Here is a 21,292-nt window from a genome sequence, read left to right as displayed (position 1 = left end):
GTCGGGACCGGCTGCGCGGCGTCCGCCGTCGTGGGGACCGGCTGCGCGGCGTCCGCCGTCGTGGGGACCGGCTGCGCGGCGTCCGCCGTCGTGGGGACCGGCTGCGCGGCGGGCTGCTCGACCGCCCGGTCCCGGGTACGGCGCAACGCGTCGGCCTCCTCGGTCCGCCCGTCCCGCAGGGCCGCGACCTCGGCCTCCAACACCTCGATCAACTCTGTCTTGTAGCCGATGTCGTACGCCGCCCGGTTGAGCGCCTGGTCGACCTGGTCCATCCGGTATCCACGCAGGGCGGTGTCGAAGCGGACCTCCCCCACGTCGGCCTCGCGCAACGGGCGACCACCGGGCAGCGGAGCGGAGCTTCCGTCCGGCTCGACCGGCACCAGGCCGGGATCCCGGCCGGTGACCAGGACCGTCACCCCGAACACCACGGCGCCGACGGTCAATGCCACGACCAACAGCAGGAGAACCTGACCCATGGACAGATCGTGGCATGCCGGCCCGTTCGGAGCGAGCCCTGCCACCCGATGGATCCGGATCAGTGCGTCGGACCGTCCACCCGGTGCCGTCCGCTGACGGCCGACCGGTGCCGGTGCACGGCCGGCCGACCGGCTAGCGTCGGACCGGCCGGACGAGGTGACCGGCCGACGCCGGGAGCCGGGCACCCCTCGCGACCAGCGTCGGCGACCCCGACACCGGCCGGACACTCACCCCTTCGCACCCCGGTGCGGTGACAGGAACCGAGGAGGCACCATGGCCGAGCCGCTCCGGCTGGGCGGGCGGAGCTTCGCCCCCGGCGAGCTGGTGGTGATGGCGATCGTGAACCGTACCCCCGACTCGTTCTTCGACCGGGGCGCGACCTACGCCGCCGACAGCGCGCTGCGGGCCGTCGAGAGGGCGGTGACCGAGGGCGCGGAGATCATCGACATCGGCGGGGTGAAGGGTGATCCGGGGGCGGAGGTCGACGTCGCTGAGGAGATCCGGCGCACCGTCGACACCATCGCCGCCGTCCGGGCCGCCTTCCCGGAGGTGGTGATCTCGATCGACACCTGGCGGGCGGAGGTGGCCACGGAGGCCGTCGCGGCCGGGGCGGACCTGCTCAACGACACCTGGTCCGGGGCCGACCCGGCGCTCGCCCGGGTCGCCGCCGCCACCGGTGCCGGGCTGGTCTGCTCGCACGCCGGCGGGCTCGCCCCCCGGACCCGTCCGCACCGGGCCGCCTTCGACGACGTGGTGGCCGACGTCGTGACCACTGTCACCGGGCTCGCCGAACGCGCCGTCGACCTGGGGGTACGCCGAGACGGCATCCTGATCGACCCGGCCCACGACTTCGGCAAGAACACCCGCCACTCCCTGGAGGTCACCCGCCGACTGGGTGAGCTGACGGACACCGGCTGGCCCCTGTTGGTGGCCCTGTCGAACAAGGCCTTCATCGGCGAGACCCTCGACCTGCCGATCCCGGACCGGCTGGAGGGCACCCTCGCCGCCACCGCCGTCTCGGCCTGGTTGGGGGCCCGGGTCTTCCGGGCGCACCAGGTCCGGCCCACCCGACGGGTGCTGGACATGGTCGCCTCGATCCGGGGCGACCGCCCACCCGCCCTCACCCGTCGCGGCCTCGCCTGAGCGGCGCGACGAACCCGTCGCAGCCTGGCCCGGCAGGGTGCGGCGGGCTCGCCCGGGCTGGGCGGGGGTCAGCTCCAGCGCAGCACGTTCTTGCGCCAGGCGTAGAGGACGCCGAGCGCCAGGACCCCGATGAAGACCGCCATCTCGACGACTGTGACCAGGCCGAACCCGGGCCGGGCGAAGACCACCGCCCAGGGGAAGAGGAACACCGCCTCGACGGCGAACAGCACGTACAGGTACGCGTACACGTAGTAGCGGATCTGCATCTGCGCCCAGTCGGACCCCACCGGATCGAGCCCGCACTCGTAGTTGGTCCGCTTGCCGCGCGGCTCGGCGGGCCGGGCCGGTCGCAGCACCCGGTTCGCCCCGAAGGCCACCAGGAGGAAGAGCACGCTCGCGATCAGGAGCAGCCCCAGAGTGGCGTACGAGCCGAGGTAGCCGGTCACGATGGGTCAGACTACCGGCCGCACAGCGCGACCGCCCCGAACACGTTACGCATTTGTTTCCTTCCGGCTCGCTTTCCCGGGGGGCGATTGCCAAATAATGGGTCTCCATCGCACGGTCACTGCGGTCGGACGCCCCGCACCCGGATGATTCCGGCGCCGGTGGCTCCCGACCACGGCGTACCCGGGCCGGTGCCGGCGACGGCACCGCGTACGGCAAGCTGGGTGACCTGGGCGTTGGCACCGGACGGGGCGGCGGCGGCATCCAACGGCACCGGGGCCGTCGTCGCCTCCCCGGACATCCGACACGGACGTCCACGACGTCTCGCCCGACGACCACGAGGGCCGTCGGAGACCGCTTCACGGCCACCCCGGCACCCCGACGACGCGGTGCTGCGCGTGATCTGAATTACGGCGGGCGAGGCAAAGTGGGAGGTTTAGTCACCAACCACCCCTCGATCGAGTCCCAGTCGGCGGACCTCCGGGCCGATCAGACCGCCCACGGGACGTAGGCTCTCAGAGGAGAACCACAGCAGGCCGCGTCCCGCCACCGGGCCGGCGGCGGGGAAACCGAGGAGGTCGTGTGTCCGGGCAAGGCGAGGTCACCTTCATGTTCGGCCGCCCGGGGGACCGCACCCAGCGAAGCGAGGTACAGCCGTGACCAAGCAGGTCCGCCAACTGGATCGGGTGATCATCCGGTTCGCCGGGGACTCCGGCGACGGCATGCAGCTCACCGGTGACCGGTTCACCTCGGAGACCGCCCAGCTCGGCAACGACATCTCGACGTTGCCGAACTTCCCCGCCGAGATCCGGGCTCCTGCCGGCACCCTGCCGGGGGTGTCCAGCTTCCAGGTGCACTTCGCCGACTACGACATCCTGACCCCCGGCGACTCGCCGAACGTGCTGGTCGCGATGAACCCGGCGGCGCTGAAGGCCAACCTGGCCGACCTGCCCCGGGGCGCGGACATCATCGTCAACACCGACGAGTTCACCAAACGGAACCTGGCCAAGGTCGGCTACGCCAGCAGCCCGCTCGACGACGACTCCCTCGACGCGTACGCGGTGCACCCGGTGGCGCTGACCTCGATGACAGTCGGCGCGCTCGCCGAACTCGCGGTGTCGAAGAAGGACGCCGAACGGGCGAAGAACATGTTCGCCCTCGGCCTGCTCTCCTGGATGTACTCGCGGCCGTACGAGTCGACGATCCGGTTCCTGGAGCGCAAGTTCGCCAAGCGGCCGGAGCTGGTCGCGGCGAACATCGCGGCCTTCCGGGCCGGCTGGAACTTCGGCGAGACCACCGAGGACTTCTCAGTCCGGTACGAGGTCAAGCCGGCGAAGATGCAGCCCGGCACGTACCGCAACATCACCGGGAACGCGGCGCTCTCGCTCGGCCTGGTGGCCGCCGGGGTCCGCTCCGGGCTGCCGGTGTTCCTCGGGGCGTACCCGATCACCCCGGCCTCGGACATCCTGCACGAGCTGAGCAAGCACAAGAAGCTCGGCGTGGTGACCATGCAGGCCGAGGACGAGATCGCGGCGGTGGGTGCGGCACTCGGCGCCTCCTACGGCGGCGCGCTCGGCATCACCACCACCAGCGGTCCCGGCGTGGCCCTCAAGAGCGAGACGATCTCCCTGGCCGTGGCGTTGGAGCTGCCCCTGGTGATCGTGGACGTCCAGCGGGCCGGCCCCTCCACCGGGCTGCCGACCAAGACCGAGCAGGCCGACCTGAACATGGCGCTGTTCGGCCGACACGGTGAGGCCCCGGTCGCGGTGATCGCCCCGAAGTCCCCGTCGGACTGCTTCCACGCCGCCCTTGAGGCGGCCCGGATCGCCCTGACCTACCGGACGCCGGTGATCCTGCTGTCGGACAACTACGTCGCCAACGGCTCCGAGCCGTGGCTGCTGCCCGATGTGGAGACCCTGCCCGACCTGCGGGTCGACTTCGCCACCGAGCCCAACGGCGAGGACGGCACCACCTTCCTCCCCTACCTGCGCGACCCGGTGACCCTGGCCCGCCCGTGGGCCGTCCCCGGCACCCCGGGGCTGGAACACCGCATCGGCGGCCTGGAGAAGGCCGACAAGACCGGTGACATCTCGTACGACCCGGCCAACCACGACTTCATGGTGCGGATCCGGGCCACCCGGATCGAGACCATCCCGGTGCCGGACGTCGAGGTCGAGGACCCCGACGGCGACGCCCGGGTGCTGGTGCTCGGCTGGGGCTCCACGTACGGGCCGATCGGTGCCGCCTGCCGGGGGCTGCGTCAGCGGGGACTCCCCATCGCCCAGGCGCACCTGCGGCACCTCGCCCCGATGCCTGCCAACCTGGGCCAGGTGCTGCGCTCGTACGACCGGGTGGTCATCCCCGAGATGAACCTCGGGCAGCTCGCCCACGTGATCCGGGCGACGTACCTGGTCGACGCGATCGGCTACAACCAGGTCCGGGGCCTGCCGTTCACGGCCGCGGAGCTGGAGACGATGCTGGAAGAGGTCCTCAAGAATGTCTGAGCCAGTCACCCTGAAGCTCACCGCCAAGGACTTCAAGTCCGACCAGGAGGTGCGCTGGTGCCCCGGCTGCGGTGACTACGCGATCCTCGCCGCCGTGCAGCAGTTCATGCCGGAGCTGAACATCCCCCGGGAACGGATCGTCTTCGTCTCCGGGATCGGCTGCTCGTCGCGGTTCCCGTACTACATGAACACGTACGGTCTGCACTCGATCCACGGTCGGGCCCCGGCGATCGCCACCGGCCTGTCCGTCTCCCGGCCGGACCTGTCGGTCTGGGTGGTCACCGGGGACGGCGACGCCCTCTCCATCGGCGGCAACCACCTCATCCACGCCCTGCGGCGCAACGTCAACCTCAAGATCCTGCTGTTCAACAACCGGATCTACGGGCTGACCAAGGGGCAGTACTCGCCCACCTCCGAAGTCGGCAAGGTCACCAAGTCGACCCCGGTCGGGTCGGCGGACGCCCCGTTCAACCCGCTCTCGCTGGCGCTGGGCGCGGAGGCCAGCTTCGTCGGCCGGACCATCGACTCGGACCGCAAGCACCTCCAGTCGGTGCTGCGCGCCGCCGCCGAGCACCAGGGTTCGGCGTTCGTGGAGATCTACCAGAACTGCAACATCTTCAACGACGGGGCCTTCGAGCAGCTGAAGGAGCCCGGCGTCCGGGACGACCACCTGATCCGGCTGGAGCACGGCCAGCCCATCACGTTCGGCAAGGACGGGCAGTTCTGCGTCGTCCACCCGCCGGGCGGGTTCGGTCTGGAGGTACGCGACACCGCCACCACCCCGGCCGACCAGATCGTGGTCCACGACGCGGGGGTCGCCGACCCGGCGTACGCCTTCGCCCTGTCCCGCCTCCCCGGCCTCGACCTGCGCAACACCCCGATCGGGGTGTTCCGGTCGGTCGACCGACCCACCTACGACAAGTCGGTCCAGGAGCAGGTCGCCGCCGCCAAGGCCAGCACCACCGACAGCCCCGAGCAGCAGCTCACCGGGCTGCTCGCCGCCGGCGACACCTGGACCATCGTCTGACGACGGTGGGGTGACCGCCGTACCACGTCCGTAGCAGAAGTGGCCCTCCCCCGGGAGGGCCACTTCTTTCGTCTCCGCCCCCGGTGGGTGTGCAGGTCAGGGCCTCGCCCTTGGAACGCCCGGGTCGGGATCCTCGCCCTCGGAACGCCCGGGTCAGGGGCCTCGCCCTCGGGACGTGCAGGTCAGGACGACGAGGTGGACTGCTGGGGGCGGTCGTCACGGACGTGCACGAGCATGTCGCCGGTCTCGATGGCGGCGGCGGACCGGTCGGCGAGGGTGACCACCTTCCCCCGACGGACCAGGGCGATGACCAGGCACTCCAACTCGCGGGGCGACCGGCCCACCTCGTCGCGCTGCGCGGACCGCATGGCCAGGGCCATCCCCTGACCGGGGGTGAGCAGATCCTCGACCACGTCGATCAGCGGCGGGGCCGAGGTCGACAGGCCGAGCAGCCGACCGGCGGTCGCCGACGAGACGATCACATGGTGGGCACCGCTCTGCTTGAGCAGCGGAGCGTTCTCCGCCTCCCGGGCCGCGGCGATGATCCGCACCTGACCGGCAGTCAACTGACGGACGGTGAGGGCTACCAGCACCGATGCGTCGTCGCTGTCCGTCGCGATGATCACCGCCTTGGCGCTGCGGACGTGCGCCTCGTTGAGGGTGGCCGACCGGGTCGCCGAACCCTCGATCGCGACCAGCCCTGCCGAGGTGGCCTGGCGCAGGGCGAGCCCGCTCTTCTCCACCACCACGATCCGGGACTTGTCCAGGCCGTTCTCCAACAACGCCGAGACCGCGCTGCGGCCCTTGGTGCCGTAGCCGCAGATGATGACGTGATCCTTCACCGTTCTCCCCCAACGGGACAGCCGGAGCCCGGTCCGGTACTGCTCGGTCAACACCTCGAGAGTCGTGCCGACCAGGATGATCAGAAAGAGGACCCGGGCCGGGGTGATGAACAGGACGTTCACCAGCCGGGCCGAGTCGCTGGCCGGGGTGATGTCGCCGTACCCCGTGGTGGAGAGCGACACCACCGCGTAGTAGAAGGCATCAAGGAGGGTGATGCCGTCCTCGTTGACGTCCCGGTAGCCGTTGCGGTCGAGGTAGACGACGGCGACGACGGCGAAGACCAGGCCCACGGCGGCGGCCAGGCGAAGGCTGAGAGCGCGGAGCGGGCCACGCCGCTGCGCCGGAAAATGGATCACCGTCGAACCGGGACCACTGCGGTCAGGTGCACGTCCACAACATAGCGGGTACGGCCCCGACCCCATGCCGTGGTCTGCCCGTCCGCCCCTCGGCAGCTCTTGCCCGGCGAGGGCCGTCACTCCCCACCCGGCGGCGACCGTGACTCCCAGCCCGGCCGCCGCCGTTACCCACCGGGAGCTGACTCCAGGCCGGTCCCGATGCCACCAAGCCGACTTCCCACCGTGGCCGATCGGCAACCGTCGATCACCATGCTGAGGGGGCGCGACGGACGGGGACACTGGGACTGATCTGCGCGTTGATGCTGGCCGGGCTGACCGGCCGCAGCGCGCCCACCGAGGGCGCGGTCGGGGTGCGGCTGAACGCCGACGGCCGGCTGGTCGGGGTCTTCGACTGGTGCCGGGGCAAGGCCGGGGCTGACATGATCGCCCTCTGTCTCAGCGACGACCTCGGCGGGGTCACCGACGAGGTGACCCAACTCAGGTGGGAACCCGGCCTCAGCTCCCCCACCACGGAGGAGGTCGTGCTGCTCGGCCTGGCGGCCGACTGGCAGACGGAGCAGGCACCGCCCACGTTGAACGACAGCCAGGTCCACAACCTGCGCGCGTGGAACGAGGACGAAGGAGCAGTGCAGAGCTTCCCCTTCCGGATCAGCGAGCTGCGCGGCCGGACCGGCCCCGACGTGATCCTCACCAAGCAGTGGGAGGGCGACGGCAGTGAGCACGGTGGTGGCTACGTGGCCACGTTCCACACACCCGAGGGCTTCGCCCGCCACGCCGACAAGGTGTGCGACGACTGAAGGTCCACACGCCCGGCCCCCGCACCGGGGCCGACCCTGCTCACGCCGGGGCCAACCCTGCTCGCGCCGGGGCCGACCCCGGTGTTCGACCGAAGGCCCGCACCTGGCCCCCTCGGTCGGTCTGGATCCTCGGAACAGCGACCTGGCGAGGGTCGACTCGGAGAGGATGTGACAGTGAATCTGCTGGGTGTCCTACCGCTGGCAGTGGTGATGATCGCCGGTCCGCAGATCATCGCCGCGATCTTCCTCGCCTCCAGCCGGGACCCGAAGCGGAGTTCGCTGGCCTTCCTGACGGGCGCCGGTCTCGCCATGCTCGTCGCGCTGACAGCGTGGTACGTCGTCTTCCACCTGGTCCGTGTGGCGGGGAGCGGACATGACAGACATGACGGCACGCGTCGCGCGATCGACTGGGTGGTCCTGCTGGTTCTGCTGGCCCTGATGGTCAGGGTCTTCGTCCGCCGCAAACGCACCCAGCCGCCGAAGTGGATGGGCAGGCTGCAGCAGGCCAAGCCCCGTTACGCCTTCGGGCTGGGCTTCCTGCTCTTCATCGCCATGCCCAGCGACCAGGCCAACATGCTCGCAGTCGCGGCGAGCCTGGCAGGCCACGACAAGCCGTGGTGGCACCTGCTGCCGTTCCTGTTTCTGACACTGCTGCTCCTGGCACTGCCACTGCTCGCCCTGCTCGCGTTCGGCCAGCGGGCGGCAGCGGCGCTGCCCAAGATCCGGAACTGGGCCAACGACCACTCGTGGGTGGTCAGCGAGGCGGTGATCCTGATCTTCATCGCGATCGTCGGCTCCCAGATGGTCTGACCAGCGCCCCCACTGCGGACCTCCCCAGGAGGGCAGGGCCTCGAGACAGACAGTCGGATCTCGGCAGATCCAAGATCATTTGCACGTACTTTGCACGGATAGCTACAAGCGATGACTTCGGGAGGCATCCGGCTACACAAGTCAGCCGATCGACGAGGGGAAGTATCCGCAGGCCACATGGCTTCTTTGCCGATCTTCGAGGTGCCCCCGGCAGGATTCGAACCTGCGACACACGGTTTAGGAAACCGACTCAGCCAGGCTGGTGACTGCCCCCGTGACCTGGGTGTGCAAGCCGCCCACTAGCACAACCAATCAAGATCGTTGCACGCCCTCTGCACGGAGCTGTGGCTGCCTGGGGACGCGACTTGAGGGCGCTGCATCCTTGCCACCTCTTCGGCCGGACCCGTCACGGGCCTGACCAAGGGCCGGCCCTGCCCAGCCTACGGGTGCCCCCGAGTGACCATCTATGCACCATCTGTACGTTTGAGCGCATGCCGGTGCGCCGGTGCAGCGGTGAGCCTATGGCGCCTGTAGAGTGCTGCCGTGGTTGAAGAGTCGGCAGGTGATGCGCAGCCGGCCATCCGGGCAGCGGAATTTTTTGCGGGCATCGGGCTGGTCAGGGAGGCCCTAGAGCCACTTGGTGTAGAAGTGGTGTGGGCCAACGACATCGAGAAGGCAAAGCGCGACGCGTACGCCGCCAACCACGACGCCGCACACTTTCAGCTAGAGGACGTCCGCGAAGTCCGGGCCATCCACCTGCCGCCAAACGTCGAGCTAGCGACAAGCAGCTTTCCTTGCATAGATCTGTCACTTGCCGGCAACCGCCGTGGCCTTGTTGGCTCCCAGTCAGGGATGTTCTGGGAGTTCGCGAGGGTTCTGGAAGAGATGCAGGACCAAAGCCCGCGCGTGGTCCTGCTGGAGAATGTCCATGGCTTTGCCACAAGTCATGGCGGCAAGGATCTCGCCGACGCCCTTGCCAGGCTTTCCGAGCTTGGCTACTCCTGCGACGTGTTCGCTGTCGATGCCCGCCACTTCGTGCCACAGTCACGTCCTCGGATGTTCATAGCAGGGGTCCGAGGTGGACTCCCGCCGGAGGCGCAGACTGGCATCCCCCCGCTCTCGGACGTCCGCCCCGCCTGGGTGCAGCGGGTGCATGCCGAACATCAACACCTTCGCATGCACTATTTGCCGCTCCCTCGACTTCCCTTGGGTCCGCAGGACTTGTCTGAGGTCGTCGAGAAGATCGGCGAGGGTGACTCTCGCTGGTGGGGCCACGACCGGGTGTCTGCCTTCGTGGAGTCCCTCAGCCCGCTGCAAGCTGCTCGGATGGAAGCTCTGCGTGACTCCACGGGTATCTCCTGGCGGACCGCCTACCGCAGGACGAGGAAGGGTGTTGCTGTCTGGGAGCTTCGGCGGGACGCGATCGGTGGCTGTCTTCGTACCACCGGTGGTGGCTCCAGCAAGCAAGCGCTCGTTGAGCTGGGGAGGGGTGAGATCCGTGTCCGCTGGATGACGCCCCTGGAGTACGCGCGAATGATGGGCGCGGGCTCCTACAAGCTCAGCGGCGGAACGCCAAACCAGGCGCTGTTTGGCTTCGGAGACGCTGTCGTCGTAGACGTGATCCGTTGGATCGGTCAGCACTACCTGCTTCCTGTGCTGCGCTGGCACAAGGTGCCGCAAGCCGCGTAGCATGCTCGGACTGTCCGAGGACGTCTGGAGCGCCGTGGCAAGAATCTCGAAGAAGGACCAGCCGCCGCGCGCGGTGCAGCTCATCCGCGCCGAACTGGTCAAGGTTATGGCACTCGATGACCCCAACGGCCTGGGGTACCGAATCGGCGACGCCGTTGGCGTCTACGCATACTTTGACTACGACGATGAACCGATTTATGTCGGCCAGACTTCGTCCTCCTTTCGCGACCGAGTCTCCCGCCATCTCACAGGACAACGATCGGATGCGGTCGCAAAGTTCATCCTCGACCCTTTCGAGGTGGCCTCGGTATCGATGTGGAGCCTGCCACACGTTGCCGTAGCGGAGAGCATCAAGAAGCCAGGGCACATAGCAGGGGCAGCCGAAAAGAAAGCTCTCCTAAATCCGTACGAGTACACGGTATACAAGACCCTCGAAACGCAATCAAAGTTTCACGCCATCTTGAACGAGGGGGTTATCCAGCCCACCGAATTGGTCGAGCTTCCGCCGGTCGTGCACGCACGAATCATTCCAGAGGGACTATGGGAGGACAGGAAGCACTCAGACGTACGCATCGCCCGTCGGGCAGCCACCATCTCCCGCCTGTCTCAGATGATCTCGGAGCGTGAGGTGTCGGGCGGGATGCGCCGGACTCTTCTCCTGCAAGCTCGGCGGCTTACATGGCTTGCTCAGCAACGCATCCACGAAGTCGGCGTCGAGCTGCCCGACGCGGAGGACGCGACGATTGGCGACGAGTAGATCCGGCCTTCGGTGCCGTAGTATTGAAGGGTGCCACGACGCCGCGTGGAACTTGCTGCCGACGACCCGCGTCACGGGACCACGAACGGTTACGGCAACCTCGGGTGCCGTTGTGCGCTCTGCCGTGAGGCTAAACGGCAGAGCCACAGCCGATACATGCGAGAGGCGCGGAAGACAAAGGGGCTTGTCAGCAACACAACCAGCCACGGCACGTCGTACCGCTATGATGTCGGCTGCCGGTGCGACGAGTGCAGAGAGGCGCACAACGCTAAAAGTCGGGAAACCAAACGGCGGCTTCGAAAGCAGCGGCTCAGTGGGAATGGTGAGCCATTGACTGAGCGACTCCCGCCACCGCCGCCGCCCTCGGCGGCGTCTGCGTCCATGCGTTCAAACCGGCATCGAGACACCCTGCCTGAGCTGCGGCTACGCAGAGCACTTCATGCACTGGGCCACCGTTACCGGGTTGCGCTGCCGGTCACGGCGGCTGGAGTGCGAGTCCGTCCTGATCTCGTTTATCCCAAGCGGAAGCTTGTAGTGTTTGTCGATGGCTGCTACTGGCATTGCTGTCCGGAGCACGGCAGAGCGCCTAGTGATCCAACGGGGTATTGGAGGGCGAAGCTTCAGCGCAATGTTGAGCGAGATCTTGCGGTCACCAACGCTCTTCAGGCGGAAGGATGGCATGTCATACGCGTTTGGGAGCATGTTCCTCTTGACGATGCGGTGGCTCTCGTCGAGGCGGCCTGGCAGAGAAGCTGCCGCGCCACCCCGCATCCTCCATCTGATGAAGCGGCTGCTCCGGCGTCTCCTGCTCGGTAGCCCACATCTGTCATCCCCTCTGCCGTCGACCCGCCCTCCTGAGGAGCGGGCCGCCGCCCGGCTCGCCACGTCTCCCAGCGGCTTCGCTCGGTGAGCTGGATATCCGGTGGCAAGCCGCGCAGCGGCGCGGCAGCCGATCGCCCTGCCCTCGACGGCGGCCACGTCGCTCGCGATCGTCACGGCCTGGCTGTCCATCAACGTATTGGTCTAACCGTCCGGCGCGCCGGCCGATGCCGGCCGGAGGCCGCCAGCAGGCCGAGTGCGCCGGACGGGCCGCGCCTGTGCGGCCCTTGATCCTTACTGAGATTGTTTCGGCAACGGGTGGGGCTTGACCGTGGCTCCGTCAGCTACACCACCGGTGGGGTCTGCCGGTTGGCTAGGCTCTGCGTCATGAGGCAGGCGAATGCGGGTCGGGCGTACGCGGACGGCACGGCTATCGAGTCGGTGCTGAGTGAGTTCATCGAGGCGGTGCAGGCGGGGAACTCGGTGCCGCTGGCCAAGGACGGTGAGGTGGTGGCGGTCGTGGTGTCGCCTGAGGTGGCTGAGGCTGGACGGCGTGCGCTGGGCCAGTAGCCGCCCCTACACGAGTCGGCTGGTGTAACCGGCGTCGACCAGGCGGGCGTAGGCGGCGCGTACCTCGTCGGGGACGTGTTGGGGGATGGCGTAGCCGAGTTCGGCGTACTTGCCGATGCGTTGGGTGTCGCCGACGAGCATGTCCATGACCTTCTTGGTGTTGCCGATGCTGGTTAGGTAGTCGTCGAGTGAGAGCGGGTGGGACGCGCAGATTACGTCGACCTCGGGCCAGAGTTTCTTGCAGGTGGCGTAGGCACGGCGCTGTTGGTACGGCCGGGACATGAGGATCACCGACCGGGCGGGGACCTGGTGCTCGGCGAGAAGCGTCCGGGTGTTCTCGATGTTCTGGCCGGTGTTGGTGGCCTGGGTGTCGATGAGGATGGCGTCGGCTGGTACGCCGTGGGTGATGGCGTGTTCGCGGTAGTGGACGGCTTCGCCTCGGGGGAAGGTCTCGATGGTGGTGGGGGCGTTGGCCCCGGTGAAGACGAGGGTGGGATACATCCCTCGGTGGTAAAGGTCGGTGGCCACTTTGGCGACGCCGAGGTCGTGGCTGCCGAGCCCGACGCCCACATCCACGGGCACGATGTCGTGGTGCATGTGGTGGTAGTCCCACAGGCATTCGACGTCCGCCCGGTGTGCGGCGGGAATGGTTGAAGGCGTCGTCATCGGTGGTCTCTCAGTCCGGGATCTTGAAGGTGTACGTCCAGGTGAAGCGAGACGCGGCGTGGACTCCGCGCGCGAACTCGACCGGTCGTCCGTCGTAGGTGACCGTGGTGCGGTGCAAGATCATGACCGGCTCACCTGCGGGGAGCTGGAGAAGTTGGGCTTCCTCGGGTGTGGGCATGCGGGCGCGTACGGTCTCGGTGATCGCGTCGGGTTCGAGTCCTCGGCTGGTGAGGATGCCGAATCCGCCGCCTTGTCCAGCGGGGCCGGGTGTCGGGTCGACCAGGGATGTGCCCTCGACATCCTCGCGCCGGTAGTAGCTGGTGAGGGTGTGCGTCGGCACGTCGGCTTCTCTGACCAGGCGGGCGCGTTCGTAGACCGGTGTGCCGGGGGTCAGTCCCAGTGCTTCGGCGGTCTCGGCGTCGGCCTCGGTCAGGCGTACCTCGTTGGTCTGGTCGCCGGGCGTCCAGGGGCGGCCGGTTGCTTCGCGGTCGGCGGCGAACGCGACGAGTCCTGACTTCCACTTGCTCTTGGCGTAGCGGTCGGTGCCGAGTCGTTTCATGGCGACGCGTGGCCGGACGACGGTGCCACGTCTGCGGACGGGTGTGACCAGTCCTTCGGCTTCGAGGACGCGGACGGCCTGGCGGACGGTGTTGATGTTGACGCCGTGTTCGGCGGCGATCTCATCCTGCTTGGGCAGGGTGCTGCCCTCGGGGTAGTCGCCTCGTTGGATGGCCTCGCGCAGGAGCGCGGCGAGATCCCGGTACCCGATGCCCATCTGCTCCTCCTGGCCGGTGCGGTGTGCAGAGCTATCTCTACCAGCAAGTGTGCCCACGCCGCGAACATTAGAGCTAGTTCTATTGGCAGCGCCATGGCCGATCGGGTCACATAGAGCTAGTTCTAATGACTGGGTGGTGGGAGATCGTGATGCATGGTCCTACGGAAGTGCCGACTACGTCCGGATCATCCTCGATCCCACCCGGCTGCACCGTCCGTACCGTCGCGCCCGGCGTGGTTCGAGTCGGTGAAGCGTGCTCCTCCTGCGCTGGTAGATCATGGATCTACGTGCGCCAGCGGGTCGACGTCCGCGCTCTCGTACACGGGCTTTCCTCCGGCCGTCGGCTGCACCGACGGCCCTGCCTGGACTGCGCTGGCTCCGGTCGCGCGCCGGTTCGCTGAGGTCGGCGGCGGTATGGATCCGCGCAATGAGCGTCGGCCCAGGGTAGGCCCGCCCGCCCCGGTGCCCCGCAGCCAGAGCACTCCTCGGCCGGGCATGCCGGTGTCGGGGGACCTGGTGTTGCTCGACCAGCGGGCGTCGGTGCAGTTCGCCGGTGCGCGGTCGATCTGGCTGCGGGTGTCGTCGGTGTCGGACCGGCCGACGTACTTCGGGTGGGTGTGGTTGACCGGCTACGCAGTCGACCCGGTCACCGGGAACGCCACAGCGCGGCGTGAGGTGTTCGTGCGGATCGCCGGAATGCAGATCCTTCCCCGCAACGCTGCGGCGCGGAGCCCGGCTGCCGTGCGGCGGCGCAACGCCGGGCCGGGAGCAGACCGGGGGCGTCGTGTTTGACCTGCGGATCCGGCTGGGGTCGGTGCTACGGATCGAGGCGGCCGACCGGTACCGGCCATCGGACGGACCCGTGACGGTGTGGGTGACCGGCGTCCGCCTGGTCCTCAACCGGCCAGAACGCGACGAGTGGGTGTGGGTCGAGGGAATCAAGATCGGCGACACCAGCGGCCAGGGAACGCAGACCCAGATCCTGATCCGCGCCAGCCGCCTCCCGAACGGGGGGCCGGTCCGGTGACCACCTACCTGTCGGCCGCAGCGCGGGAGCACCTGGCGGTAGCTCAGTCACAGCTCGACCGACACACCCCCACAGCGGCCACCGGTCGATGCGGTGGCTGCGGTGAGGCGGGGCCGTGTCGGCAGCGGCGGGCGGCGTTACGGGCGTTCGGCCGGTACGGGGTGCTGCCGCGTCGGTGGCCGGGGGCGTCTCGTCCGGATCTGGTTCGTGGGGTGCCGTCGTGGTCGGGGTGGCTTGCCGCTGTGGTGGATGCGGCGCTGCGCTGACGGCCTCGGGGACGGTTGTCCTGGCTTGTTCTGTCATGCACACAACTCATAAGCTGCGGTTATTGTCGCAGCGTTTCGATAGTGGGGTGGCCCGCGATGGCGTACGAGATTCCGACGCCGAAGTATCTGCGCGTGTTGAACACGCTGCGCAAGCGCATCGAAGACGGCGACTACGCGCCCGGGGCGGCACTGCCGTCGGAGAGCCAACTGTGTACGGAGTTCGGGGTGTCCCGGCCGACAGTGCTCAAGGCCCTGGGCATTCTGAAGCAGGACGGGTGGATCGAGTCCCAGCAGGGCAAGGGCAGCTTCGTCCGGGGCCGTCCCGCCTCCGGCCGGACCTCACCCGGTTACGCCCGGGACGCCGTCGAACTCGACGAGACGGGCGAGACGGAAATCCTCCACGTCGGCCCGGTCCTGGCCTTGCCCCGGATCGCGGCTGAGTTGCAGATCCCGGACGGAACTCCGGTGTACGAGCGGCGTCGCCGGACGGTGTCGGAGGCGGGGCCGGTCGACCTGGTGGCCACGTTCGTGCCGGTGGACATCGCCGTCGGCACCGACATCACCAAGCCCGACCCGATCCCGGGCGGTCTGCTCGACGTGATCGCCCGGCACAAGAACCTGCGCGGCGACTACGCCACCGAACGCCTGACCGCCCGCCGCGCCACCGCAGACGAGGCGCAAGCCCTCGACGTCCCCGCCGACGAGCCGGTGTTGAGCATCGTCATCACCGTCCACCAGGCGTCCGGCGACCCCATCATGACGTCGGTCCTGGTGATGCCGGGTAGCCGTCACGAGATCGAAGACACCTACGCCCTGTCCTGACAGCCCTGGTCACAAGGGGCGTCCGGCACTCACCTCGCGGCATCCTGAGGTTGAGGCAAGCTTTCCCGCCTGGCGCACTCGTACGTTTCCTCAAATTCAGGTGTCCCGCTCGGCGTCTGATGGCCCACTCCACCGGTGTCAGCTCAGTAACGTCCGCGAGGAGACACCCGTGCCCGCTTCCCGCACCGCGCTCGTATACCGCCCGTTGCAGCCTGATCGGCTGCGCCTGCGGATGCCCTTCGATCGTTCCAACCGGTCGTGGCTGCACCAGACTCTCGGCGATCGCACCCGGCCCATCTGGAACGGGGAGATGAACCGTTGGGAGATCGCCCGCGCTCACTTCTCCGTGCTCGTGCGCCCTCTCCTCGACCGGTTCGGCCAAGTCGACGTCACTACCGAACACTCGACTAACCAGCGCTGCGATCTGCGCTGCCGCGATGCTGACGGGAAGGACTGCACCTGCTCCTGCTTCGGTGAGCACCATGGCGGCGGTCTGTGGGGCGACGGTTGGACTCAAGTCGGTCAGACGACGCTCGTCCGGTCAGGTGTGATGGTGCGGCACATGCGGCTCACCGCCTAGAGGAGGCCATCGGGCTGGGGTGAACTTGCCGCCGGGGCGGAGTTCACCCCAGCTCCGGCCCGTGTCTCGCCGGAACTTGGCCGGACTCTCCACATTGTGCAACGGGCTCACCTTTGGTCTTGCTTGTATTTACATGCTGACGTAACTTGTTAGACCAACCGGTTGTACTAAGTCGACCGATGAGACCTGGAGGCTGTTCGTGGTTCCGATGACGTTGAAGGTGCCGGTCCCGTCTGAGTACGTCTTCCCTGCTGGGGCGCTGTGTCTGGGGGTTTCGCCGCAGATCGATTTCGAGCGGCGTGGGGAGGCTGACAACCAGGCGCGGGACAAGGAGTCCGGTGAGCGGGTGTGGGTGGTCCGGGTGATGGACCTCGACCCGGAGGCCGGGAAGTTCGGCCGGTCGACCGAGGTGAAGGTGAAGGTGGTGGCCGGTCAGCAGCCGGTGCCGCCGCCGTCGACGGTGCCGGGTTACCCGCCTGCGGTGGAGTTCGAGGGCTTGACGTTGACCCCGTACGTGGATTCACAGCGGTGCAAGCCGGGTCGCTCGTCGGGTGACTGCCGGTCGCGGATGGCGTACTCGCTGCGGGCGACGGCGTTGCGGCCCGCGTCGGTGGTGCCGGGGGCGGCGGCTGCCTGACCGCTTCTGACTGTGCGCGCGGGGCGGGTCGTTTCCCCGCCAAGAGTCCCGACCCGTCCCGCGCTCTCCCATCCCTCGTGTGTGAAGGAGGGCGTGATGCCCACCGTAGTTCCTGCTGCCCTGCCCTGGTCGGGGTGGTGGTTCTGATGTCCCGTACCCGTCTGGTCGGCCTCCGTTACGCGTTCCGGGAGGTCGAGGCGATCGTCCGTGTGGCGTTGCGGCTCCCGGCGGCGTCGGCGCGGGTGTGCGCGATCCGCTGCCCGCGCTGTGGCCGGTGGGTGAAGCCCCGCCGGTACGACCTGCGCCGCTCGTCCTGCCGTTCGTGCGTCCGCACCTTGGGCCGTCCGCGTTGGGACGGTGAGCTGTGCCTCTGATCAACGTGATCCCGGGCGAGAAGATCCCGGTGGCACCGATGAACATGCGTCTTCCTGCGTGGCGGGTTCCGGGCTGGCTGCTGGTGTTCTGGTGGCTCGCCCGGGGCCTGTTCCGCCTGACCGTCCTGGCGGTCCGCTACTGGTGGCTGACCGCCCCGACGCTGTTCGCCCTGTGGGTGTGGGCGGAGTTCGGCGGCCTGGTCCTCGTCGGCGTGGTCCTGGTCCTCGTCGCCGGTGGCCTCGCGTGGTGGCGGTGGCACCCGGCTTCGTGGCTGCGGTTCGCCTGGTATCCGGTCCTCGGTCGGGTCCGGGGGCTGGTGGTGTACCGGCGTCGGTGGGCGGCGGTCATGGCCACGTGCGGGCTCGCGACGGCGTTCGCCGGTGACCGGTACGTGCCGCAGCTACTACGGGTCCACTGTGATCGGTACGGCGATGAGCTGACCGTACGGATGCTGCCGGGGCAGATCCCGGACGACTGGGGCCAGACGGCGGAACGGCTCGCGTACGCGTTCCGTCTCCGCGACGGACACGCCCGCTCCACGGGGCGACCCGACCGGGTGGTGGTCCGGTTCCTTCGGCGTGACCCGCTTGCCGGGGTCGTCGCGCCGCTGCCCGTCGCCGACGTGCCGGACCTCGGGGGTCTGCCCCTCGGCGTCCGGGAGGACGGGCGGACGTACCGGCTGCGGTTGGCCGGCTCTCACGTCCTGATCGCGGGGGCGACCGGGTCGGGGAAGGGCTCGATCCTGTGGTCCCTGGTCCGGTCCCTGGCGGGCGGGGTCCGGTCGGGGCTGGTCGAGGTGTGGGCGTTCGACCCGAAGGGCGGCATGGAGCTGGCGGCGGGGGTGCCGCTGTTCGCTCGGTTCGCCTACGACGATCCCGACGGCATGGCCGGGGTCCTGGAAGAGGCCGTGAAGCGGATGCGGATGCGGGCGGCCCGACTGCGCGGGGTGACCCGTCAGCACGTGCCGACGGTCGAGGACCCGTTGCTCGTCCTGGTCGTCGACGAGCTTGCCGCGCTGACCGCGTACATCACGGACCGGAAGGTCCGCGACCGGATCAAGGAGTCCCTCGGCCTGCTGCTGTCGCAGGGTCGGGCGGTCGGGGTGCACGTGGTGGCGGCGTTGCAGGACCCCCGTAAGGACGTCCTGCCGTTCCGGGACCTGTTCCCCACCCGCATCGGGCTGCGGCTGACCGAACCGGAACAGGTGGACATGCTCCTCGGCGACGCCGCCCGCGACCGGGGAGCGACCTGTGACCGCATCCCTGAGGCGTCACCGGGGGTGGGGTTCGTCGTCCTCGACGGGGTCCGCGAGCCCGTCCGGGTCCGGTTCTCCTTCCTCACCGATGACGACATCCGTGACCTCGGCCGCACCTACCGCCGTCTGGACCACACCGGAACTGCGCAGGTGGCGGCGTGAAGGCGAACACGGAACGGGTCGAGGGCGTGGTCCTGGTGCTCATCGTCCTCACCGTCGGCGGCCTGGCCGGGGCGGCGTCGTTCACCCACGTCAAGGACTGGACCATGGCCAACTCCCCGACGGGTACGGGGGACTGGTTCGGGTGGGCCAACGCCGCGATCTCCGAACTTCTTCCCCTCGCCGCGCTGCTCACCATCCGGCGGCGGCGTCGCACCGGCGGACCGATCGGGTACCCGATGTTCCTGCTCGTCTGCGCCGTCTCACTGTCCCTGGCCGCGCAACTGGCCGTCGCCAAGCCGGGCGTCTCCGGGTGGCTGCTGTCCGCCGTTCCCGCGCTGGCGTTCCTCGGCCTGTCCAAGCTCGTCTTCTCCACCACACCCCCGCCGGTCGACCACGGCCGACGGGCAAAGGCACCGACCGTTGTCGGCCTCGTCGACGAGCCGACCCCGGCCGACGACACCGACGACCAGGCGGCCATCCGCAACCGCGACGACGTCGACCCGAACCCGTGGCCGACCGTCCCCGCACCCCTCGACGCAGTGACCGTCGACAAGCACCCGTGGCCGATGGCTCCGGTGCTCGACGAGCCTCGCCCGACGGTCCGGCGGGCCGGTGTCGTCCCCGTACCGGCGGCAGCCTTCCCGACCCGCACCAACAGCAACGGTGTTCTGCGGAACCTGGACGGCGAACGATGAACCAACTCGAACTCATCCCCACGACGAACCCGACCCCTGAGCCGGTGGTCGAGCAGCCTCGGCCCGGGTCACGGGCCGACCGGATGCGCAAGCCCCTCGCCAAGGACGCGCTCAAGCAGCTCGCCGAAGACAACGGCGTCTGCGTCCGCCCCCTCGCCCTGCGGCGGACCGACACCGCCACCGGGCAGACCGAGGTGGTCGAGGTGCCGTGCGGGGCGACCATGGCCGCCAAGTGCAAGCCCTGCGCCGAACGGGGTCGGCGGCTGCGCATCCAACAGATCCGGGAAGGCTGGCACCTCGCCGACGAACCCGCCGTGCGTCCTGATTCGCCCGGCGAGGACGCGCTCGCCCTCGTCCGGGTCCGCGCACACCTGGAATTCGAGCGGGAAGCCCTCCACTACCAGCCCATGACCCCCGACGAGCGGGCCGCGCAGATCGCCGACGTCGACACCGCGATCGGGGAGCTTGACGAAGCCCTCGCGGAAACCAGCCTGCGCGGCCACCTCACCCCCAAGGAGCGCGACGAGCGGCCCCGCCGGAAGCGGTCGACCAGGCGGCGGCAGGACTCACCTGACCTGCCCCGCCTGCCGGTCGACCCGCGCACCGTCGGCCGGGCCTACGCCGCGAAGACGGGCAAGACCCACCGGCCCTCGATGCTGGTCACCCTCACCCTGGGCTCTCACGGGCCGGTGCACGCGCACCTGCGGCGTGGTGCCTACGTCGCCCCGTGCGAATGCGGGAAGCGGCACGGCCCGTATGACGACGTCCTCGGGACCCCGGTCGATCCGGCCTCGTACGACTACCGGCGGGCGGCCCTGGATGCGATCCACTTCGCCCGGGTCCTGGACCGGTGGTGGCAGAACGTCCGTCGGGCGGCCGGGTGGAACGTCCAGTACGCGGGCGCGGTCGAGCTGCAACGCCGACTCGCCCCACACGCACACTTCGCCGTCCGGGGCACCCTGCCCCGACGGCTGCTGAAGCAGATCGCGGCGGCCACCTACCACCAGGTGTGGTGGCCCCGGTTCGACGAGCTGGCGTACCCGGTCGACAAGCCTCCGGTCTGGGACGTGGACCGACAGGCGTACGTCGACCCCCGGACCCGGGAACCGCTGCCCACCTGGGGTGAGGCCCTGGACGCCCTGGAAGAACCCGACAGCCGACCCGCCTACGTCGCCCGCCTCGGCCGGATCGACGCCCGGGGCATCGAGCAGGGCACCAAGGACGCCGATCGGTCGATCCGGTACGTCACGAAGTACGTCACCAAGGACCTGACCGACCAGGCCAAGCCCCGCACCGACCCGCAGAAGGCCCACTTCGACCGGCTCCACGCCGAACTGTCCGTCCTGCCCTGCACCCCCACCTGCGCCAACTGGCTGCTGTACGGAGTCCAGCCCGACGGCGTCAAGCCCGGATTGACGCCCGGCCGGTGCACCGGGAAAGTCCACCAACGCTCCACCCTCGGCTTCACCGGCCGACGGGTCCTCGTCTCCCGGCAGTGGTCCGGCAAGACCCTCGCCGACCACCGGGCGGACAACCGGTCCTGGGTCCGGGCGATCCTCGCCGGGGGCATGGCCGACACCGAAGCCAACGACCAGGCGGCCGACGACACCGACGGACCCAACCGGTACCGCTTCGAACTCGCCCGCCCCGAAGACCCCGACGTCCCACCCCTCGAACACCGACTACTCCGGTCCATCTCGGCCCGGATCCGGTGGCGGGCGGACCTCGACACCGCACGACTACGAACAGCGGCCAACACGGCTCCCCTCTCCCCTGCTGCCTGAGCCTGGAAAAGG

25 protein-coding genes and 1 tRNA gene are annotated in these 21,292 nt (G+C 69.1%); 19 read left to right on the top strand and 7 right to left on the bottom strand.

What is annotated here, in order from left to right; translation table 11 throughout:
- Positions 1 to 476 (bottom strand): DivIVA domain-containing protein (locus ABT336_RS14705; RefSeq protein ID WP_350897098.1); only part of this gene is annotated, 476 nt, incomplete at its 3' end.
- A 274-nt stretch (positions 477 to 750) separates the two neighbouring features.
- On the opposite strand from ABT336_RS14705, the gene folP reads away from it, so the two are divergent.
- Positions 751 to 1,620: a dihydropteroate synthase gene (gene folP / locus ABT336_RS14700; RefSeq protein ID WP_350897097.1), complete on the top strand. Its 870-nt coding sequence runs from the start codon at positions 751 to 753 to the stop codon at positions 1,618 to 1,620.
- A gap of 68 nt (positions 1,621 to 1,688) precedes the next feature.
- Here folP and ABT336_RS14695 read toward each other — a convergent pair whose 3' ends face one another.
- Together ABT336_RS14695 and ABT336_RS14690 are read right to left on the bottom strand one after the other, a co-directional pair.
- Positions 1,689 to 2,066, bottom strand: coding sequence for an NADH-quinone oxidoreductase subunit A (locus ABT336_RS14695; protein WP_350897096.1), 378 nt, complete (start codon positions 2,064 to 2,066; stop codon positions 1,689 to 1,691).
- Between the two features lie 116 nt (positions 2,067 to 2,182).
- Positions 2,183 to 2,365: a hypothetical protein gene (locus tag ABT336_RS14690; RefSeq protein WP_350897094.1), complete on the bottom strand. Its 183-nt coding sequence runs from the start codon at positions 2,363 to 2,365 to the stop codon at positions 2,183 to 2,185.
- 355 nt (positions 2,366 to 2,720) lie between these two features.
- Between ABT336_RS14690 and ABT336_RS14685 the strand changes: the two genes are divergently transcribed.
- Positions 2,721 to 4,568, top strand: a complete 1,848-nt coding sequence (locus ABT336_RS14685; RefSeq protein ID WP_350897093.1) for a 2-oxoacid:acceptor oxidoreductase subunit alpha — start codon at positions 2,721 to 2,723, stop codon at positions 4,566 to 4,568.
- Positions 4,561 to 5,595 carry a 2-oxoacid:ferredoxin oxidoreductase subunit beta gene (locus ABT336_RS14680; RefSeq protein WP_350897092.1) on the top strand — a complete coding sequence of 345 codons (1,035 nt, stop codon included), beginning with the start codon at positions 4,561 to 4,563 and terminating at the stop codon, positions 5,593 to 5,595. The genes ABT336_RS14685 and ABT336_RS14680 overlap by 8 nt, the downstream gene beginning before the upstream one ends.
- 182 nt (positions 5,596 to 5,777) lie before the next feature.
- On the opposite strand, the gene ABT336_RS14675 is transcribed toward ABT336_RS14680, so the two are convergent.
- Positions 5,778 to 6,794: a potassium channel family protein gene (locus ABT336_RS14675; protein WP_350897091.1), complete on the bottom strand. Its 1,017-nt coding sequence runs from the start codon at positions 6,792 to 6,794 to the stop codon at positions 5,778 to 5,780.
- A gap of 299 nt (positions 6,795 to 7,093) precedes the next feature.
- Here ABT336_RS14675 and ABT336_RS14670 point away from each other — a divergent pair, with 299 nt between their 5' ends.
- On the top strand, positions 7,094 to 7,591 hold the full coding sequence (locus ABT336_RS14670) for a hypothetical protein (protein ID WP_350897090.1): 498 nt from the start codon (positions 7,094 to 7,096) through the stop codon (positions 7,589 to 7,591).
- A 174-nt stretch (positions 7,592 to 7,765) separates the two neighbouring features.
- Positions 7,766 to 8,401 (top strand): GAP family protein, encoded by a 636-nt coding sequence (locus tag ABT336_RS14665; RefSeq protein ID WP_350897089.1) that lies wholly within the window; start codon positions 7,766 to 7,768, stop codon positions 8,399 to 8,401.
- 202 nt (positions 8,402 to 8,603) lie between these two features.
- Here ABT336_RS14665 and ABT336_RS14660 read toward each other — a convergent pair.
- Positions 8,604 to 8,661: transfer RNA gene (locus tag ABT336_RS14660), tRNA-Ser, on the bottom strand.
- 283 nt (positions 8,662 to 8,944) lie between these two features.
- Here ABT336_RS14660 and ABT336_RS14655 point away from each other — a divergent pair.
- From ABT336_RS14655 to ABT336_RS14640, 4 genes are all read left to right on the top strand, one after another.
- Complete coding sequence (locus ABT336_RS14655) at positions 8,945 to 10,090, top strand: DNA cytosine methyltransferase (RefSeq protein ID WP_350897088.1); 1,146 nt, start codon at positions 8,945 to 8,947, stop codon at positions 10,088 to 10,090.
- A gap of 1 nt (position 10,091) precedes the next feature.
- Positions 10,092 to 10,847, top strand: a complete 756-nt coding sequence (locus tag ABT336_RS14650) for a GIY-YIG nuclease family protein (RefSeq protein ID WP_350897087.1) — start codon at positions 10,092 to 10,094, stop codon at positions 10,845 to 10,847.
- Positions 10,848 to 11,003: 156 nt separating this feature from the next.
- The gene (locus ABT336_RS14645; protein ID WP_350897086.1) at positions 11,004 to 11,663 is read left to right on the top strand and encodes a very short patch repair endonuclease; all 660 of its coding nucleotides are present in this window, start codon (positions 11,004 to 11,006) and stop codon (positions 11,661 to 11,663) included.
- Positions 11,664 to 12,053: 390 nt separating this feature from the next.
- Entirely contained in the window at positions 12,054 to 12,236 is a 183-nt protein-coding gene (locus ABT336_RS14640) for a hypothetical protein (protein WP_350897085.1), read from the top strand.
- A 6-nt stretch (positions 12,237 to 12,242) separates the two neighbouring features.
- Here the strand turns inward: ABT336_RS14640 and ABT336_RS14635 are convergent, their stop codons facing one another.
- Both ABT336_RS14635 and ABT336_RS14630 read right to left on the bottom strand, forming a co-directional pair.
- Positions 12,243 to 12,902 carry a YdcF family protein gene (locus ABT336_RS14635; protein WP_350897084.1) on the bottom strand — a complete coding sequence of 220 codons (660 nt, stop codon included), beginning with the start codon at positions 12,900 to 12,902 and terminating at the stop codon, positions 12,243 to 12,245.
- 10 nt (positions 12,903 to 12,912) lie between these two features.
- Positions 12,913 to 13,677 (bottom strand): GntR family transcriptional regulator, encoded by a 765-nt coding sequence (locus ABT336_RS14630; RefSeq protein ID WP_350897083.1) that lies wholly within the window; start codon positions 13,675 to 13,677, stop codon positions 12,913 to 12,915.
- A gap of 495 nt (positions 13,678 to 14,172) precedes the next feature.
- On the opposite strand from ABT336_RS14630, the gene ABT336_RS14625 reads away from it, so the two are divergent.
- The 10 genes from ABT336_RS14625 to ABT336_RS14580 all read left to right on the top strand — a co-directional run bounded on the left by ABT336_RS14625 (position 14,173) and on the right by ABT336_RS14580 (position 21,280).
- Positions 14,173 to 14,469, top strand: a complete 297-nt coding sequence (locus tag ABT336_RS14625) for a hypothetical protein (RefSeq protein ID WP_350897082.1) — start codon at positions 14,173 to 14,175, stop codon at positions 14,467 to 14,469.
- Complete coding sequence (locus ABT336_RS14620; RefSeq protein ID WP_350897081.1) at positions 14,462 to 14,704, top strand: hypothetical protein; 243 nt, start codon at positions 14,462 to 14,464, stop codon at positions 14,702 to 14,704. The genes ABT336_RS14625 and ABT336_RS14620 overlap by 8 nt, the downstream gene beginning before the upstream one ends.
- Positions 14,701 to 14,970 (top strand): hypothetical protein, encoded by a 270-nt coding sequence (locus ABT336_RS14615; RefSeq protein ID WP_350897080.1) that lies wholly within the window; start codon positions 14,701 to 14,703, stop codon positions 14,968 to 14,970. The genes ABT336_RS14620 and ABT336_RS14615 overlap by 4 nt, the downstream gene beginning before the upstream one ends.
- A gap of 96 nt (positions 14,971 to 15,066) precedes the next feature.
- A complete protein-coding gene (locus ABT336_RS14610; protein ID WP_350897079.1) occupies positions 15,067 to 15,792 on the top strand; it encodes a GntR family transcriptional regulator in 726 nt (241 codons plus the stop codon).
- 169 nt (positions 15,793 to 15,961) lie between these two features.
- Positions 15,962 to 16,372 (top strand): hypothetical protein, encoded by a 411-nt coding sequence (locus ABT336_RS14605; RefSeq protein ID WP_350897078.1) that lies wholly within the window; start codon positions 15,962 to 15,964, stop codon positions 16,370 to 16,372.
- Positions 16,373 to 16,580: 208 nt separating this feature from the next.
- Positions 16,581 to 17,009, top strand: coding sequence for a hypothetical protein (locus ABT336_RS14600; RefSeq protein WP_350897077.1), 429 nt, complete (start codon positions 16,581 to 16,583; stop codon positions 17,007 to 17,009).
- Positions 17,010 to 17,155: 146 nt separating this feature from the next.
- On the top strand, positions 17,156 to 17,383 hold the full coding sequence (locus ABT336_RS14595) for a hypothetical protein (RefSeq protein WP_350897076.1): 228 nt from the start codon (positions 17,156 to 17,158) through the stop codon (positions 17,381 to 17,383).
- Positions 17,374 to 18,801: an FtsK/SpoIIIE domain-containing protein gene (locus tag ABT336_RS14590; protein ID WP_350897075.1), complete on the top strand. Its 1,428-nt coding sequence runs from the start codon at positions 17,374 to 17,376 to the stop codon at positions 18,799 to 18,801. Before ABT336_RS14595 ends, ABT336_RS14590 begins: the two co-directional genes overlap by 10 nt.
- On the top strand, positions 18,798 to 19,496 hold the full coding sequence (locus tag ABT336_RS14585; protein WP_350897074.1) for a DUF2637 domain-containing protein: 699 nt from the start codon (positions 18,798 to 18,800) through the stop codon (positions 19,494 to 19,496). Before ABT336_RS14590 ends, ABT336_RS14585 begins: the two co-directional genes overlap by 4 nt.
- Positions 19,493 to 21,280, top strand: coding sequence for a replication initiator (locus ABT336_RS14580; RefSeq protein ID WP_350897073.1), 1,788 nt, complete (start codon positions 19,493 to 19,495; stop codon positions 21,278 to 21,280). Before ABT336_RS14585 ends, ABT336_RS14580 begins: the two co-directional genes overlap by 4 nt.
- Positions 21,281 to 21,292 lie beyond the last annotated feature (12 nt).

Source organism: Micromonospora sp. NPDC000207, assembly GCF_040300925.1.
In the GTDB taxonomy this organism is placed as follows: domain Bacteria; phylum Actinomycetota; class Actinomycetes; order Mycobacteriales; family Micromonosporaceae; genus Micromonospora.
This window is presented reverse-complemented; position numbering and strand designations above follow the sequence as displayed.